Raw genomic sequence first — 15,844 nt, 5'->3', positions numbered from 1 at the left:
CATGTCCACCATTCTTGATATTCGCAATGCCACCGTGACCTACCAGGACGGCGAGACAACCACTACCGCGCTTGCCGACGCCTCCCTCAAGGCCGAATCCAATACCCTGACCGCCATCGTGGGTGAGTCCGGTTCTGGTAAATCCACGCTACTATCCGTAGCCGCTGGGCTTATTACCCCGGATTCTGGTTCCGTACAGGTAGATGGCACCCGGTCCATCATCTTTCAGCAGGCCAACTTGCTGTCCTCGCTCAATGTGCGCGACCAACTATTGATTATGGATCACATCGCTGGCCGCAAGCTGCGCCCACAGCGCGCCGATGAGCTATTGGATTTTGTGGGCCTGGCAGGTATGGAAAACCGCCGCATGGGCCAGATGTCTGGCGGCCAGCGCCAGCGGGTCAATATTGCCCGTGCGCTCATGGAGCAGCCAGACCTGCTCTTAGCGGATGAGCCCACCTCTGCGCTCGATTCTCATCTTTCCCAGGAGATCATCCGCCTTTTGCGCGATGTTACCCAGGAGATGAATACCGCCACCGTGCTGGTGACCCACGACCGATCCCTGCTGACCTTCGCTGACCGCGTGGTTGAGGTCAAAGACGGCCACGTTTCCGAGCAGGAAAAAGTTTCCGCGCTCAGCTAACGCCGCATCACCAGCAACCTTGCGATTGCTTGAGGCACCGCCGCGGCAATCTGGGAGGCAGAGCAAATCCCAAAGCCGTCTGGGGTGTGGGCGGCAATAGCGGCAGCGTGTTGGTGTATGGCTGCGGCGTGCAAAATCTCCGCAATGATCCCCTTCGCATCTACCTCAGCAAAATTCAGCTGGGCTAGCGTGGCGCCGAGGATGCCAGAAAGCACGTCACCGGATCCGGCGGTAGCTGCATAGGAGTGCCCCGCGTTCATGCCATAAATTTCCTGCCCGGGAGCCGTGACCGTGGTGATCCGGCCTTTGTGCAGGATAAAGCAGTCGAGCGACGCGGCAAGCTCCTGTAGGCGTACGCCTAAGCCCTCCGAAAGATCGAGTGCGCGGCCAAGCGTAGCCGTATAGAGCCGCTCAAATTCCCCGGCATGCGGGGTAAGAACCGTGCAAGGATGATCGCGCACAAGTTCGCGCAGATCCTCATTTGTTGCGAGCACCGTGAGCGCATCCGCATCGATAACTGTAGGAAGCTTGCGTGCTAACACGCTTCGCAATTCCGCTTCCGCTTTCGGCCCGGTGCCTCGCCCTGGGCCTACTACCCAGGCTTGAGCATGGACCTTTTCTTCGGCGCTTGCATGGGGCACTACCTCCGGCAGGCTTGCGACCACAGAGTCATTTCCTACGACGCGGACCATGGAGGGGGTGGCCCGCACCGCGCCCGTGGCGGCGAGTATGCCCGCGCCGGGAAAGGTAGTGCTGCCAGCGCATACCGCGGTAACCCCACCGGTGTACTTGGTGCTTTTTGCCCCCGGCGTCGGATCCAGAATTGGCCCCGTGCAGCCCACCGGCTTTGGGGCGGTAACCAGGCCTTGGTCACCCGTGAGTACCGGCTCGGTTGGCCACTGATAGGGCAAGGGGATGGTGGGTTCATTGGCGATATGGCCCACCGGTTCTGCGGTGGCAGACAGCTCTTCTGCAAAAGAGCGCGGCGCGCCTGGCAAGAGGAGATCGCAGAGCACCACCGCGCCGCATTCTGGGGCACAGACGTGTCCGGCGCGGGCCCAGCCAAAGCTAATGGTCACGTCCGCTTCCACCGCATCGGTCGCAGCCACACCGGTATCGGCGTTAATTCCGGAGGGAATATCCACCGCTAATACTGGAACTCCACGCTTTTTGGCTTCGGCATAGGCGCTGAGCGGGGCACCGGAAAGGCCGCGGGTGGAGGAGAGGCCGGCGACGGCGTCGATAAGCAGATCGGCATCCTCCAGACTGTGCACAATGGCCCCGCCGGCCGCGGTAAACGCCTGCAGTGCGGGTTCGTGGGCGCTATCCGCCGCGAGGATGGCCTCGACTGAATAACCATCTTCCGCCAGGAAAGCGCCAGCGTAGAGGCCATCGCCGCCATTGCCGCCTGGGCCGACGAGGATACTCACTCGCCGCCCAGGGCCGAGCATGGCTGCGGCCGTGGCTGCTACGCCGCGCGCGGCCAAGCGCATGAGCTCATCGTCAACGTTTTGCTGGGCTAGAAGGGAATGCTCCGCCGCACGGACGGCAGCAACGCTATAGGCATATCGCATGCCCGCCAGAATAGGCCTTTAAGGAGCCGGCTGGCAGGTCGGACACCAGAATAGGTTGCGTCCCTCCATGACCTTTTCCGTCACTGGGGTGCCGCACACATAGCAGGGCAAACCGGCGCGGCGGTAGACGTATACCTCCCCGCCATGGTCGTCTTTACGCGGTTCGCGCCCCATGGCTTCGGGAGAATGCTCGGGCCGTACCGTATCGATGCGGCCGTGTTCCACCCCGTACTCCATCAGATCCACTAGGTCGGTCCACGTGGCGTCAAAGGTTTCACGGGAAACGTCGCGGCCAGGCAGGAAAGGGGAGAGGCCATGGCGAAAGAGGGTTTCTGCACGGTAGATATTGCCCACGCCGGCATAGAGATGCTGGTCCATCATGAGCGAGCCAATGCTGCGCCGCGATTTGTGCACCTTGGCCCATAAGGCCTCCACATCGGCGTCTGGGCGCAGCGGATCCTGGCCTACCTTGGCCAGTTGTGCGCGGTACTCCTCTTCTGTAAGCAAGCGGCAAAACTGTGGTCCGCGCAGGTTGGCGGCCTCGGTGCCATTATCAATGCGCACCCGAATCTGTCCGCCGGTCTCCTCGCGGGGCTCGAAGCGCAGCTTGCCGATGAGCCCTAAGTGAATATAGAGGATATGGCGCGGATCCGGAGCGGTGAGGTGTACAAAAAGATGCTTACCGTAGGTCTCGGCCAGCTCGATGCGCTCGCCATCGAGAATCTCTGCCTCCGCCGCGAAGCGCCCCTGCGGGCTGGTCACGCGCAGCGGCATGCCGCGATAATCCGCGTTGAATTTATTGGCTAGGCGGTGGATGACGTGACCTTCAGGCATAGAAGCCAGTCTAATCGGGAAGAATTTTCGGCCAAACCTGCCGCTAACCAGCCCACTTATTTGGGAGGTGACAATAGCGTAAACTCGAAATGCGGAATGATTTAACTCAGGGGAAGGCTTTCAAATCATGACGCACAAAATCGGCTTTGACCGCGAGAAATATATCGAGCTGCAGTCAAAGCACATTCACACCCGCCGCGAGGAAATCGGCGGCAAACTCTATTTGGAGATGGGCGGCAAACTTTTTGACGATATGCATGCCTCCCGCGTGCTGCCGGGTTTCACCCCGGACAATAAAATCGCGATGCTGGAGCGCATCAAAGAGGACGTAGAAATCCTCATTTGCATCAATGCCAAGGACATCTCCCGCCAGAAGGTGCGCGCCGACCTAGGCATCCTCTACGAAGATGACCTGCTGCGCCTTGTAGATGTATTCCGCAGCCGCGGATTCTTGGTGGAAAACATCGTCATGACCCAGCTGGAGGAGGGAAACTCCCAGGCCGAGGCCTTCATCGAAAAGGCAGAGCGCCTTGGCCTCAAGGTGGCCCGACACCGCGTTATCCCTGGGTACCCCACCAATACGGACCTAATCGTGTCCGAAGAAGGCTTTGGCCGCAATGAGTTTGCGGAAACCTCCCGCGATCTTGTCGTTGTCACCGCGCCGGGCCCCGGCTCCGGCAAGCTGGCCACTGCGCTCTCGCAGGTTTACCACGAGCACCAGCGCGGCAATAATGCTGGTTACGCTAAGTTTGAAACTTTCCCTATCTGGAATCTCCCCCTTGAACACCCCGTGAACTTGGCCTATGAGGCCGCCACGGTGGATCTCAACGATTCCAATATTATTGACCACTTCCACTTATCCGCCCACGGTGAATCCACCGTGAACTATAACCGCGATGTGGAAGCATTCCCGCTGCTGCGCACCTTGTTGGAAAAGCTCACCGGCACCACCCCGTATGAGTCTCCCACGGACATGGGCGTGAACATGGCTGGGTTCTGCATTACTGATGACGCCGTGTGCCGCGCCGCCGCCCAGCAAGAAATCATCCGCCGCTACTTTAAGGCTCAGGTGGAAGAGGCCCGCGCTGGCTTGGGGACCGAACAATCTGAGCGTGCCGCGGTCATCATGGCCAAGGCCGGCATCAAGGTCGAAGATCGCCCCGTGGTGGCGCCCGCGCGCCAACGTGCGGAAGAAACCGGCGAGCCTGCCTCTGCTATGCAGCTGCACGACGGCACCATGATCACCGGCCGCACCGCGCCTCTGCTGGGCTGCTCGGCGGCGATGCTGCTCAACGCGCTGAAGCACCTGGCGGGCATCGATGACGATATCCATCTGCTTTCGCCCGAATCCATCGAGCCGATTCAAACGCTTAAGACCAAGCACCTGGGTTCCAAGAATCCACGCCTGCATACCGACGAGGTGCTCATCGCCCTGTCCGTGTCTGCCGCTAAGGATGATAATGCCCGCAAGGCGCTGGAGCAGATCAAGGAGCTTGCCGGGTGCGATGTTCACACCACCACCATCCTGGGTTCGGTGGACGAGGGAATCTTCCGCAATTTGGGCGTGCTCGTGACCTCTGATCCCGTCTTTGCCCGCAAGAAAGCGCTGTACCAGAAGCGCTAGGTTCTGCGTAGTAGAGGGTCGGCCCTTTCAGCCCGTGCTGGAGGGGCCGCAGTCTTATAAAGAACAACTACAAGATTGGGGATCTACCCAGCTGCGGGCCTAAGATTGGGGCGTGACTATTGGCAAAGTTCTCCTGTATTACTGCTTTACCCCCATCGAAGATCCCACCGCAATCATGCTGTGGCAGCGCACCCTGTGCGAGTCCCTGGGTCTCAAGGGCCGCATCCTCATCTCTGAGCACGGCATCAACGGCACCGTAGGTGGCGATATGGAAGCCTGCAAGCGCTACGTCCGCCAGACCAAGGAATACCCAGGCTTTAAGCGCATGCAGTTCAAGTGGTCCGAGGGCGGAGCGGATGACTTCCCGCGCCTTTCGGTCAAGGTGCGCGATGAAATCGTGGCCTTTGGCGCGCCGGGCGAGCTGAAGGTGGATGAAAACGGCGTCGTCGGGGGCGGCGTGCACCTCAAGCCAGAAGAGGTTAATAAACTAGTAGAAGAACGTGGCGAGGAAGTCGTCTTCTTTGATGGGCGCAACGCCATGGAGGCAGAGATTGGCAAGTTTAAAAATGCCGTCGTGCCCGATGTGAAAACCACGCATGACTTCATCGAAGAAATTGAGTCCGGCAAGTACGACTGGATGAAAGATAAGCCGGTGGTGTCCTATTGCACCGGCGGTATTCGCTGCGAGATCCTGTCTTCGTTGATGAAGAATCGTGGTTTCAAAGAGGTCTACCAGATCGATGGTGGCATCGTGCGCTATGGCGAAAAGTACGGCAATGATGGCCTGTGGGAAGGCTCAATGTACGTCTTTGATAAGCGCATGCACCATGAGTTTGGCCAAGGACTCCAGGACCCAGGCTTTATCCAGCTGGGCCATTGCGTGCACTGTGGCAAAGGCACGAATACCTTCCACAATTGCATCAATGAAGATACCTGCCGCCAGCAGGTGCTTATATGTGATGACTGCATCCAGCACGTAGAAACCCAACACTGCGGCCGGCCAGATTGCGCCGAGGTAGCAGCAAAATTCGTCGACCAAGATTCCAAGGCTTGATTAGAAATTGCTAGGTACTTTAAAACAGGCGCGAGATCGCTAGATGCAGCGCCCAGCAGATGCTTTGCTTCGTCTTTGCGTGGGCTGAGTGTTAACCAAAGTATTAATAAGATTTTACTGCCATTTTACTTGCTGCATAGTATTTTCAAGTATGTTGATTTTTATAGGTCCAGCTTTGGCCGTTGCGCTGCAAAGATCGTACGCATCGGTGGCAGGCGGGCCTAAGGTTTTCACATTTGACTTGAGGAGTTTAGTTTATGCCCAATTTTAAGATGAAGGGGGGCGCGTTGCCGCGGCTGCACTCGTTGCCCTAGGTGCGATTTCTGTTGCAGTTCCGTCCGCCGTTGCGGCTGAACAAACTGATGAGACGGTGAACGCGGTTAATGATGCTGTTGGAAAAGAATTGCCTCCCGAGGTTGCTAAGCAATTGGATGAGTGGGCAGCATCTCAGAATCTTGATCTCGATGCCGAATTTGAAGAGGAACCTGTAACTACATCTACCGAGACTCAAAAGGCTCTTGCTGATAAGCACATTGTAATGTTCAACCGAGCAGGGGTTGAACCCCCACCGGGTTATGTGTATGACCCTTCAAAGGGAAATCTGAATGACTATTGTACGAATTCTCCCGATCAGTTCCCCGCTCCTGGCGACAATGCTGATTTCTCTGGCGCATGCGCAAAGCACGACATGTGCTACGGAGCCCATCAGGATCCCGGTGAGCGTGTGGGCTGCAATATTCAACTAAATAAGGACATGGTTCATATTTGCAAGAGCGTTTATCCAAATGCTGCCGATCCGCGTAGGGGAGGCTGTCTTTCTACTGCAGGAACCTATTTTGCTTTTGTGACTGCAGTTCATCCTAGCCAGTGGAACCCTACGATTTCGGGATAAGAGAAGCAAAGGAGAGTAACTATGGCAAGTGGAAACCTCCGTCCGCTTTGGCCTGAATTGGTGGCGGCCGTCTTAGGGGTGGCTCTCGTTCTTATGGCCCCAGTCAGAATCGGTTGGATCGGCACTGTGGTCATTATTCTATCTGCGGTTTCCGCAATTACCACGTTAATTCTCTCGAAACAGTCCGCGAAAGTTCAGTTGACAGGAATGATCATCGGCATCATTGCCATTGCAGTCGGTCTGTTAATCGGTTTAAAAAATGATGGGCAAACTGCGATCTTCTCGCCGGCCCTTGTTTGGGTATTTGGTGCGGGACTAGTGATGTCGACCCTTTGTACCTTGATAGCTCGAAAGTTGAAAGTTAATTCAAAGCAAACAGCTTAGGATTTTGAGTCTTTTCTCCGGCGGCCTCGTCTACCTATCGAACATAGTAGGCGGGGCCGCTCTCGTGCTTACTGACTGGGTGGTTAGGTGTTTGTAGAGGACAGTCGACTTAGAGAGTCAGTACCCATGACTGGTTACGGTCAACATGCAGTGCAAACGCAGTTGGCAGCCCAGCTAGCCAAGCAGGAGAGCTAGTCGCGCGCCGTTTCCTTGTGGAAGGAGTCCCACCACCACTGTTGCCAGGTGGCGGTGTGCTGGTTGCAGGGCGGATAGATGATGCCGGTAGGTGTGTATAGTTCGGTCACCGGGCTGATTCCGTGCAGCGAGTTGAGGAACCACAGGGGGCATTCGGTGGCGAGCTCCGGGGTGAGCGGGCGTGTTTCGGTCCGTATGCCTAGGGCCGCGGCGCGCTGGGTGACCTGGTGCAGCGTGATGCTGGGCAGCGCCGTCCCGGTGGAGAGAATAAGCGTCTCCTCCTCCCAGGCGACGAGCGCGCCGGTGGTGGTCTCCACCATGGCACCGGAGGAATCCACAATGACGGTGTCATCGGCACCGTCGTCCTGGTATTCGGCGCGGTAGCGTGCCAGTGCCGGGAAATCGGGGCCCTTGACAAAAGGCTGCGAGCGCGGGTCGGGTGCCTGCGCATAGGTTAGCCGGGTGACTGGGCGTGCAGGGGGTGCGGGGCGAATATCGAGGCGCAGTTGTCCTGCGGCTAGCGAGATGCGGGGAAAAAGATCGCCGGGGGCGAAGCGCTGTAGCATCGCAGGCACGAACCCAGCGGGAAGCGGCCCCGCCACCGACTCGAAGCGCCGGAGGTGAAGGCGAAGGGCGCTTGAGTGGGCGTCGCCAAGCATCCGCCAAGAATCCGCAACGTCAAAGGGACCGGGATGGGGTTGGCTGGGAATAAAGCCGCCCTCGTGCCAGAGATAGGTACTCACTGCCATGCCCCTAATACGGACTGCGCCTTAAGGTTGCGCTCTTCTAGCTCGGCGGCCGGATCCGAATCCAAAACGATGGCCCCGCCGGACCCGATAGTGACCTCACCGCTCGCGCGTACGGCCGTGCGGATGACCACGCTGAGATCGGCTTGCCCATCGAAGCCCAAGTAGCCCACCACGCCGGAGTAGACCCCGCGCGGGCCGGTCTCGAGCTGATCGATGATTTCGCAGGTGCGCAGCTTTGGCGCGCCCGTCATCGAGCCGGGAGGAAAGGTGGCGCGGAGGGCATCGACCGCAGTGGCATTGGCGCGCAGCGCTCCGGTAATGGTGGACACCAATTGATGAACCGTGGCATAGCTTTCTACCTGCATCAACTTCGGTACGCGCACGCTGCCGGGCTCGCATACCCGGGAAAGGTCATTGCGCAGCAGGTCGACGATCATGAGGTTTTCGGCGCGCGTCTTCGGGTCCGTGGTCAGCAACGTCGGATCCTGGTCGGCGGAGATAGTGCCCTTAATCGGCTTGGCTTCCACCTCACGGCCGCGCACGGTGAGGAAGCGCTCAGGCGAGGTGCTGCAGACTTCCACGCCATCGAAGACGAGGTGCGCGGCATAGGGAGCGGGATTGTGTGAGCGCAGTTGGGAATAAAGCTCCCCCTCGGCCCCGGCCGAGTAGGTATCGGTCAGGCAGACTTCGTAGCTCTCCCCGGCGTGCAGGAACTCCTGAGCGCGCTTAATCCGCTCCAGGTAGCCGGGGCTGCGCCAGGCGCCTGCGCTTAGCGACGCCCCGCTGCCCTCCCCAGTCTCCTGTGGTTCATCCGCACTCAAGGCGGCTTCTAATCGGTCCAGCAGTTGCTCGGCGCCGTCGCCAGCCAGGCAGCACAGATGCGCTGTTTCTTCCCGGTGGTCATAGACCATAAAAGACTGCGGCCGCACAAAATAAGCATCTGGGTAAGGGGAGCGGTGGCTTGACTCAATGGGCAGGGTGAGCTGGGCGCACTCATAGCCTAGGTAGCCGATGAGCCCGCCGGTGAAAGGAAGTTCTGGGGCGTTGGCGACGCGGGTAGCGAGCTCGCGGTCCAAGAGGGCAAGGATATCGGGGGCGTCACCGAGCCGATAGCGGAAAGAACGACTCAACGTGCCGGCAGTATCTCCGAGGATGGAGTAGCGCCCGCGCGGATCCGCGGAGTCGAGGAAGAAGGCATCTTTTCCTTCGGCGCGCAGGGTAGCAAAGACCCGCGGGCAGTCCACCGCGCCGGGCACCTCGCGGTGGATCAGGCGGAACCCACCCAGGAAGTTGCGCATAATATCCCGGCCGTGCTGGGTAAGCACCGACTCCGGGTGGAATTGCACGCCCCAGTGAGGCAAACCATCGACCTTGAGCGCTTGAATGACGCCATCCTCGCTACGGGCATGAACGGTGATACCGGGGACCTCGTCAATCTGCAAGGAGTGGTAGCGCACTACCTCGAAATTTTGCGGGATTCCGGCAAAGATGCCCTCGCCCGAGTGGCTAATAGTGGAGACAAAACCGTGGCGCGGTTGTGGCGCACGAGAAACCTGAGCGCCGGCCAACAGGCCCAGCCCTTGGTGGCCGAGGCATACGCCCAGCACCGGAATCTCGGCCGCTGCTGCGGCGGTGATGATGGCTCGGGCAGCACCGAAGTCCTCCTCCCGCTCAGGCGTGCCCGGACCAGGAGAAATCACCACATGAGAAAATTCGCCGGCACGGACGCGCTCGGCCAGACCTTCCGCCTCGCCGGCAGCAATAACGAGTGGGTGACGGCCGTCTACCTCTGCAATGAGGTGAGCCAGGTTGAAGGTATAAGAATCGTAATTATCAAGCAGGAGGATCATCGGGAGGGGGGGAAGTTTTCTAGGCGGCAGCCGAGTCCATGAGAAATAGCTGGATATCGGTAATGGTCCAGAGCATGAAATTGCAGGCCATCACCCAGAAAATGGCCATCCAACTCCGCCAGCGCAGATAGCGGTGTAGCTTGCGCACCATGATGATGGCGCAGCCAATCATGCCGAAGAAGGGAATGATCGGGGTGGTCAGGCTAAAGAAGGTGCGCTGCCCATCGGTGCAGAGCCACGTAGCGGTGCCATCTTCGCATAAAGGACCGCCCAAAAGCCTAGCGGCGAGCGCGACCGCGAAGCCATAGAGCGCGGAGATGACAAGGACTGCGAGCATGTACCAGACGGCTTGCCGGGTAGAGCGGCGGTTAGCAGCGGCAATCTCTAAAGGATCCGGCTCATCGGCCAGCTCATCGAAACTCTGCGGTTCTGGGCGGCGCAGATTGGCATAGTCAGCATCGGATGTCAGATCGTTTTCGGGATGCTCTGGTCGCTGGCTCATACCCCAATCCTAACCGCAGGCTGGGTGGACCAAGATGGGCACCCGAATATGCGGCAGCAGCTCCGTGGCAGTAGAACCCAAGAAAACGCGGGCGATGGGGCCTTGCGGGGTGGAGGCCATAAGCATGAGATCGCCCTTTTTCCACTTGAGCGAATCCACTGCGCCGCCCCAGCCGGCACCGGAACCAATTTCAGAGGTGACATCCAGCTCTGGGAATTTCTCCTGGATGCAATCGCGGGCGCGATCCAGCATGGCAAGGGAATCCTCGAGCCACTCCGCCGCCAGCTCGAGCGCCATATCGTGCTTATCCTTCGACGGGGTACTGAGCAAGCCCTTTGCCGAGAAAGCCAGCAGGCGCAGCGGCAGGTTCCAGCGATTGGCAAGCTCGGCTGCGGCGAGCATCTCATGATCTTCGCGCGGGCTGCGTTCAGTAATGGCAAAGTTAAAGCGGGTGACGCCGTGCTTGGATAGCTTTACCTTGCGAGGCACCAAGCCCAATGGTTGAGGAGAAAAATGCAGCAAGGTATCGGCCGTAGAGCCGGCGAAGAAACGCCCCTTGGGCGCGGCCTGGTTGGGCCCCAAAATGATGAGGTCTGCCTCGAACTTCTTGGCCATTTCCGTCAGCAGCTGGGGGCGCGAAGGGCCGTCGACCAATAGGGAGGGTTTCTCATCCCAGCAGCTACACGGCACGCCGGCCTCATCGAGGGCGGCACGGGTAGCGGCGGCACAAGCCTCCTTTTGTTCTTTAAACCATTTTTTATATTTTCCGCCTAGTTTGCTGAGGGAAGTAGTAGTCCACGGCTGGAATACGGTAGAGATGACGCGTACCTGGATATCAGCGGTACGGGAAAGCCACGCGGCACACTCGAGTGCCTCGGTGCCGGAGGAAGCGGGGCTCCAAGAAATAAGGATGCGAAGTGGCTTTTCGGCCGAGCCTTTGCTCAAGGCTGGGAGATGCCCATCGGAAATATCAGTTGCCATACGATATGAACTAGTGAACGATTACGGTTATTTCGCTTCCCTCAATTATCACGTTAAGCCGGAGAAAAATGAAATCACCGCGGGCAAAACTAGCGCTGTTCGCCGTTCATTGTGGGGCGATAGACATCTGCAAGCTTGGAGATGACAGTGGCTACTTCATTCGCGGTATCCAAATCTTCAGGCTCTAGCCACCGCATGATTTCTGCCAAGGCCGAGGCGCGCTGCTGTGAAACGATGGCGAGTTCAGATTCGCCCAATTGCGTCAGCGCTACCAGGACACCGCGGCGGTCTTCCTCATCGCGGTGGCGTTCTACGTAGCCGTGGCGCTCTAGCTGATAGAGCGCGTTAGAGGCGGTGGGCATGCGGATAAGCTCTGCCTGCGCGATGGTGGATACGCGTGATGGACCCCGCATACGCAGCTGGTTCATGATGGATACCTGGGAGGTGGTCAAAGAAGAGCCCTCTGCCGTGCGCTGGAAAATAAGGATGAGCTTATTGAGCGCCGGTTGGATGGAACGCGCGACCTCGACGGCATCCTCGTATGTAGACGGGGATTGAGCGGGGCCCTTCTCCTCATGTTGCTGCGTCATAGAAAACGATTGTATAGCTCGTTTTCTCTGCGCGGTAGTTTGGAAGTTAAAAAGTTAGCTTCCGGCAATAAAATCTTCCAGCTCGGCGCGTGCCACGTCATCGGCCTTTTGCACCGGCGGGGACTTCATCAGGTAGGACGAGGCAGGCAGTACTGGGCCGGCAACCCCGCGGTCGAGGGCAATCTTGGCGGCGCGCACAGCATCAATGATGATGCCGGCAGAGTTAGGTGAGTCCCAGACCTCCAGCTTGTACTCCAAGTTCAGCGGGACTTCGCCGAAGGCAGATCCTTCCAAACGGACATAGGCCCATTTGCGGTCATCGAGCCATTCCACATAATCCGAAGGGCCGATGTGAACATTGCGGTCCTCGCGCTTGCCGGCGATAGGCGAGTTGTGCAGGTTAGAGGTGACGGCCTGCGTTTTGGAAATCTTCTTTGATTCGAGGCGCTCGCGTTCGAGCATATTCTTAAAGTCCATATTGCCGCCCACATTGAGCTGCATGGTGCGCTCCAAGCGCACGCCGCGGTCCTCGAAGAGTTTTGCCATGACGCGGTGCGTAATGGTGGCACCTACCTGGGATTTAATATCATCGCCCACAATGGGCAGCCCGGCGTCTTCAAACTTCTTCGCCCATTCTGGATCAGAGGCAATAAAGACCGGCAGGGCATTGACGAAGGCGCAACCGGCATCGATGGCCGCTTGCGCGTAGAACTTATCCGCATCTTCGGAGCCCACCGGCAGGTAGGAAACTACGACGTCGGCGCCGGATTCGCGAAGGACAGCGGGGACGTCGGCAAGCGGGGCTTCTGATTCCGCAATGGACTCTTGGTAGTAACGGCCCAAGCCATCCAGGGTAGGCCCGCGCTGCACGGTAACGCCCAGGTTCGGGACGTCGGTAATAGAAATGGTGCAATTGCGGGAGCTGCGCGTGGCCTCCGCAAGGTCCTTGCCCACTTTGTCCGCATCCACGTCGAAAGCGGCAACAAATTCCACGTCGCCGACGTGATACGGGCCAAACTGGGTGTGCATCAAACCGGGAATATCTGCATCGGCAGCGGCGTTGCGATAAAACTCCACGCCTTCAATGAGGGACGTGGCGCAATTGCCGACGCCCACGATGGCGACCTTTACCTTCTCGGACAAGGTTTACTCCTTTTATATCCATGAATTGTGGTTGTCAGTGACTGCGCAAGACTAAGCCGAAAATTATGCCCTGCGGTGGCATAACACCATGTGGATCGATCAAGAAGAGGTAATTAGGATGATCCGGGTGAATTCCGTTGCCTATAAGCATGTGCTCTCCCACGAGTGGGAACGCGCCCACCATCTGCGCGAATTTCGCGCTGGGCAGCTCACACGGGAAGAGGTATGCGATGCCGATTTTCTGCTGCGCGCCGCAGCTGAGCACCACGGGCGCACCATGGATAAAGAATGCCCAGTGTGCGGCGAGCCTTTGCGGCTTACCCGCTGGGTCTATGGAGAGAACCTCGGCCGGCGTGCTGGGAGCGCCCGTAGTGATAAAGAAATAGCGGAATTTGTAGCCGAGGGCTTGGAGTTTACGGTGCACGAGGTGGAGGTATGTCGCCAGTGCCGGTGGAACCACTTGTTGCGTTCTGCTACTGCTTTTAACGCGTGTTAGTTTCCGGCGCACCGCCTTAGGCAGTAAGCTGCAATTATTTAGTTTGTGATCAGGGATGAATGAGGACACGAATCAGTGACCGAGAAGGAATCTACCGGCAAGTCCACTAAGGTGGCTCGCCCCAGCAAAAAGCAGGCGAAGAAGAAACGCCGCATCTGGCCGTGGGTCGTTTTGGCGTTCCTACTGGTCTTTGTGGCATTGCCCGCAGGACTTTTTGCCTATGCGTACTCGCAATACACCGTTCCGGAGCCCAAGGACCTGGCCAATAACCAAGTCTCCACCATTTACGCGGGCGATAACCAGACCCAGCTCGCCCGTTTGGTGCCGCCGGAAGGCAACCGTACCCACGTAAACCTGGATGAGATCCCGGACTATGTGCAGGACTCCGTGCTTGCCGCGGAGGACCGCGATTTCTGGGATAACTCCGGCTTCTCCTTCACCGGCCTCGGCCGCGCCGTGGTGGGTAAGGTAACCGGCAACGCTGATGCTGGTGGCGGTTCCACCATTACCCAGCAGTATGTGAAGAACACGCTGGTGGGTAATGAGTACTCCTATGTGCGCAAGATTCGCGAGCTTATCTACTCGGTGAAAATGACCAATGAGTGGGAAAAGAAGGATATTCTCAACGCCTACCTCAACACCGTGTACTTCGGACGCAATGCCTACGGCATTCAGGCCGCATCCAACGCCTACTTTAATAAGGACGCCAAGGACCTCACCCCGGAGGAAGGCGCCATGCTCGCCGGCCTCATCCAGTCCCCGTCCGGACTCGACCCCCGCGTGAACCAAGAGGGCTCCGAGGACCGCTGGAACTACGTCCTAGATGGCCTCGTGGGCATGGGTGACCTCACCCAAGAACAGCGCGATGGGATGACTTTCCCGGAGACCCGCGACCCAACCGAGTACTCGGCTTATACTGAGGCCCCGGGCGCCAACGGTCACATCAAAGATCAGGTCATCCGTGAGCTGGAAGAGGTAGGCATCACCGAAAACGAGGTGTCCACCGGTGGTCTGCGCATTACCACCACCATTGATATGAACGTGCAGAACAACACCATCCAGGCAGTCGATGAGCAGATGGCTCCCCTGCAGGAAGATGCACGTGCGGCTTCCGTCACCATCGACCCAAAGACCGGTGCGGTCCGCGGGTACTTCGGTGGCCACGATTCCAATGGTTGGGATTACGCCAACTCCCCGCTGCAGACCGGTTCGACTTTCAAGATCATGGCCCTAGCAGCTGCCCTGCAGCAGGGAATTAGCCTGGATACTAATTACTCTTCTGCTCCTTATCAGCTGCCGGGATCCGATGTGGTTACCAACGTGGGCGGTGGCTGCGGCGTATGCAACCTGCGCGAGGCTACCAAGCAGTCCCTGAATACCTCCTTCCTGCGCCTGCAGGCGGACCTGAAGAACGGTACGCAGGACACCGCGGATATGGCGCATGCCCTGGGTGTGGCTAAGTCCCTGCCGGGCATTGAGAAGACGCTGACGGAAAAGGGCAAGCAGCCATTCGAGGGCATCGTCCTGGGTCAGTACCAGTCCCGCCCGCTCGATATGGCTACCGCGATGTCCACCCTGGCTAACCAGGGTGTGTGGCATAATCCCCACTTTGTGCAGCGCGTAGAAAACGCCGCCGGCGAAGTGCTGTACGAGCACCCTGAAGATGAAGGCGAGCGCCGCGTATCGTCCAATGTGGCCAATAACGTCCTCGAGGCCATGGAGCCGGTAGCCGCGTGGTCCAATGGCGCCCTTGCGGGCGGCCGCGCTTCTGCCTCTAAGACCGGTACGACCCAGATGGGCGATACCGGAAATAACAAGGATGCCTGGATGGTTGGTGCCACCCCGCAGCTGGCCACTGCCGTGTGGGTAGGTACCGCAGATAACACCTCCGCCATTTTCGATCAGTACGGTGGCATCATGTACGGCGCGGGCGCGCCGACCAAGATTTGGAAGGCCGTGCTGGATAACTCCCTGGCCAACTCCGAATTCCAAAACTTCCCGGCCGCCTATCCACTGGGATTCGGCAATATGGGCGCCGGAACGGCCGCCCCGGCCTATGACCCGAGCTGGGATAGCGGCGCTGGCGATACGCAAAACTACGAGGCTCCAGAGCAGCAGGCTGCGCCGGAAGAAGAGACCAAGCCGGTCCAGCCACAAGAGAAGCCGGAGAGCCCGAAGCCAGCGCCAAGTCCACAGCGTGGCAACCGTGGCAACAATGGCAACAATGGCAACAATGGCAACAACAACCAAGCACCGGCCCAGCAAGAGGCTCCGTCCTTAGATGACCTCATTGGTCCGAATAGCGACCTGGCAGACCTTCTAGGGTAGGCGGC

General features: G+C 58.6%; 15 protein-coding genes. 7 read left to right on the top strand and 8 right to left on the bottom strand.

Annotation, left to right across the window (positions count from 1 at the left end; translation table 11 throughout):
- Position 1 precedes the first annotated feature (1 nt).
- Complete coding sequence (locus tag ACLI1M_RS11460; protein ID WP_248100229.1) at positions 2 to 643, top strand: ABC transporter ATP-binding protein; 642 nt, start codon at positions 2 to 4, stop codon at positions 641 to 643.
- Here the strand turns inward: ACLI1M_RS11460 and ACLI1M_RS11455 are convergent.
- Positions 640 to 2,217 carry a bifunctional ADP-dependent NAD(P)H-hydrate dehydratase/NAD(P)H-hydrate epimerase gene (locus tag ACLI1M_RS11455; protein ID WP_023020149.1) on the bottom strand — a complete coding sequence of 526 codons (1,578 nt, stop codon included), beginning with the start codon at positions 2,215 to 2,217 and terminating at the stop codon, positions 640 to 642. The two genes, ACLI1M_RS11460 and ACLI1M_RS11455, sit on opposite strands and share 4 nt — an antisense overlap.
- 18 nt (positions 2,218 to 2,235) lie before the next feature.
- Positions 2,236 to 3,051, bottom strand: coding sequence for an Fpg/Nei family DNA glycosylase (locus ACLI1M_RS11450; protein WP_023020148.1), 816 nt, complete (start codon positions 3,049 to 3,051; stop codon positions 2,236 to 2,238).
- 127 nt (positions 3,052 to 3,178) lie between these two features.
- Here ACLI1M_RS11450 and ACLI1M_RS11445 point away from each other — a divergent pair, with 127 nt between their 5' ends.
- From ACLI1M_RS11445 to ACLI1M_RS11430, 4 genes are all read left to right on the top strand, one after another.
- Positions 3,179 to 4,675, top strand: coding sequence for a DUF1846 domain-containing protein (locus ACLI1M_RS11445; protein WP_411706581.1), 1,497 nt, complete (start codon positions 3,179 to 3,181; stop codon positions 4,673 to 4,675).
- A 112-nt stretch (positions 4,676 to 4,787) separates the two neighbouring features.
- Positions 4,788 to 5,729, top strand: a complete 942-nt coding sequence (locus ACLI1M_RS11440) for a rhodanese-related sulfurtransferase (RefSeq protein ID WP_023020146.1) — start codon at positions 4,788 to 4,790, stop codon at positions 5,727 to 5,729.
- A gap of 370 nt (positions 5,730 to 6,099) precedes the next feature.
- Complete coding sequence (locus tag ACLI1M_RS11435; RefSeq protein ID WP_152687310.1) at positions 6,100 to 6,621, top strand: hypothetical protein; 522 nt, start codon at positions 6,100 to 6,102, stop codon at positions 6,619 to 6,621.
- 21 nt (positions 6,622 to 6,642) lie between these two features.
- Positions 6,643 to 7,005, top strand: coding sequence for a hypothetical protein (locus tag ACLI1M_RS11430; RefSeq protein WP_023020145.1), 363 nt, complete (start codon positions 6,643 to 6,645; stop codon positions 7,003 to 7,005).
- A gap of 191 nt (positions 7,006 to 7,196) precedes the next feature.
- On the opposite strand, the gene ACLI1M_RS11425 is transcribed toward ACLI1M_RS11430, so the two are convergent.
- From ACLI1M_RS11425 to ACLI1M_RS11400, 6 genes are all read right to left on the bottom strand, one after another.
- Positions 7,197 to 7,949 (bottom strand): aminotransferase class IV, encoded by a 753-nt coding sequence (locus ACLI1M_RS11425; RefSeq protein ID WP_023020144.1) that lies wholly within the window; start codon positions 7,947 to 7,949, stop codon positions 7,197 to 7,199.
- The gene (locus ACLI1M_RS11420) at positions 7,940 to 9,799 is read right to left on the bottom strand and encodes a chorismate-binding protein (RefSeq protein WP_023020143.1); all 1,860 of its coding nucleotides are present in this window, start codon (positions 9,797 to 9,799) and stop codon (positions 7,940 to 7,942) included. Before ACLI1M_RS11420 ends, ACLI1M_RS11425 begins: the two co-directional genes overlap by 10 nt.
- Positions 9,800 to 9,818: 19 nt before the next feature.
- Positions 9,819 to 10,301 (bottom strand): hypothetical protein, encoded by a 483-nt coding sequence (locus tag ACLI1M_RS11415; protein WP_023020142.1) that lies wholly within the window; start codon positions 10,299 to 10,301, stop codon positions 9,819 to 9,821.
- 9 nt (positions 10,302 to 10,310) lie between these two features.
- On the bottom strand, positions 10,311 to 11,282 hold the full coding sequence (locus tag ACLI1M_RS11410) for a universal stress protein (RefSeq protein ID WP_411706580.1): 972 nt from the start codon (positions 11,280 to 11,282) through the stop codon (positions 10,311 to 10,313).
- An 89-nt stretch (positions 11,283 to 11,371) separates the two neighbouring features.
- Positions 11,372 to 11,872, bottom strand: a complete 501-nt coding sequence (locus ACLI1M_RS11405) for a MarR family winged helix-turn-helix transcriptional regulator (protein WP_023020140.1) — start codon at positions 11,870 to 11,872, stop codon at positions 11,372 to 11,374.
- A 54-nt stretch (positions 11,873 to 11,926) separates the two neighbouring features.
- A complete protein-coding gene (locus tag ACLI1M_RS11400) occupies positions 11,927 to 13,015 on the bottom strand; it encodes an inositol-3-phosphate synthase (protein WP_023020139.1) in 1,089 nt (362 codons plus the stop codon).
- Positions 13,016 to 13,133: 118 nt separating this feature from the next.
- On the opposite strand from ACLI1M_RS11400, the gene ACLI1M_RS11395 reads away from it, so the two are divergent.
- Together ACLI1M_RS11395 and ACLI1M_RS11390 are read left to right on the top strand one after the other, a co-directional pair.
- Positions 13,134 to 13,511 carry a DUF5318 family protein gene (locus tag ACLI1M_RS11395; protein WP_034655603.1) on the top strand — a complete coding sequence of 126 codons (378 nt, stop codon included), beginning with the start codon at positions 13,134 to 13,136 and terminating at the stop codon, positions 13,509 to 13,511.
- 75 nt (positions 13,512 to 13,586) lie between these two features.
- A complete protein-coding gene (locus ACLI1M_RS11390) occupies positions 13,587 to 15,839 on the top strand; it encodes a transglycosylase domain-containing protein (protein ID WP_239206488.1) in 2,253 nt (750 codons plus the stop codon).
- Positions 15,840 to 15,844: the final 5 nt, after the last annotated feature.

This window comes from Corynebacterium sp. LaCa54, assembly GCF_046717495.1.
Lineage (GTDB): Bacteria > Actinomycetota > Actinomycetes > Mycobacteriales > Mycobacteriaceae > Corynebacterium > Corynebacterium kefirresidentii.
The sequence above is the reverse complement of the archived record's forward strand: the minus strand, read 5'-3'. Positions and strand labels throughout refer to the sequence as shown.

What these genes read in the sequence shown, in the direction of transcription:
- ACLI1M_RS11420 (WP_023020143.1), bottom strand. Translation starts at nt 9,799, where the DNA reads ATGATCCTCCTGCTTGATAATTACGATTCTTATACCTTCAACCTGGCT.
- ACLI1M_RS11415 (WP_023020142.1), bottom strand. Translation starts at nt 10,301, where the DNA reads ATGAGCCAGCGACCAGAGCATCCCGAAAACGATCTGACATCCGATGCT.
- ACLI1M_RS11445 (WP_411706581.1), top strand. Translation starts at nt 3,179, where the DNA reads ATGACGCACAAAATCGGCTTTGACCGCGAGAAATATATCGAGCTGCAG.
- ACLI1M_RS11395 (WP_034655603.1), top strand. Translation starts at nt 13,134, where the DNA reads ATGATCCGGGTGAATTCCGTTGCCTATAAGCATGTGCTCTCCCACGAG.
- ACLI1M_RS11455 (WP_023020149.1), bottom strand. Translation starts at nt 2,217, where the DNA reads ATGCGATATGCCTATAGCGTTGCTGCCGTCCGTGCGGCGGAGCATTCC.
- ACLI1M_RS11410 (WP_411706580.1), bottom strand. Translation starts at nt 11,282, where the DNA reads ATGGCAACTGATATTTCCGATGGGCATCTCCCAGCCTTGAGCAAAGGC.
- ACLI1M_RS11430 (WP_023020145.1), top strand. Translation starts at nt 6,643, where the DNA reads ATGGCAAGTGGAAACCTCCGTCCGCTTTGGCCTGAATTGGTGGCGGCC.
- ACLI1M_RS11450 (WP_023020148.1), bottom strand. Translation starts at nt 3,051, where the DNA reads ATGCCTGAAGGTCACGTCATCCACCGCCTAGCCAATAAATTCAACGCG.
- ACLI1M_RS11405 (WP_023020140.1), bottom strand. Translation starts at nt 11,872, where the DNA reads ATGACGCAGCAACATGAGGAGAAGGGCCCCGCTCAATCCCCGTCTACA.
- ACLI1M_RS11460 (WP_248100229.1), top strand. Translation starts at nt 2, where the DNA reads ATGTCCACCATTCTTGATATTCGCAATGCCACCGTGACCTACCAGGAC.
- ACLI1M_RS11425 (WP_023020144.1), bottom strand. Translation starts at nt 7,949, where the DNA reads ATGGCAGTGAGTACCTATCTCTGGCACGAGGGCGGCTTTATTCCCAGC.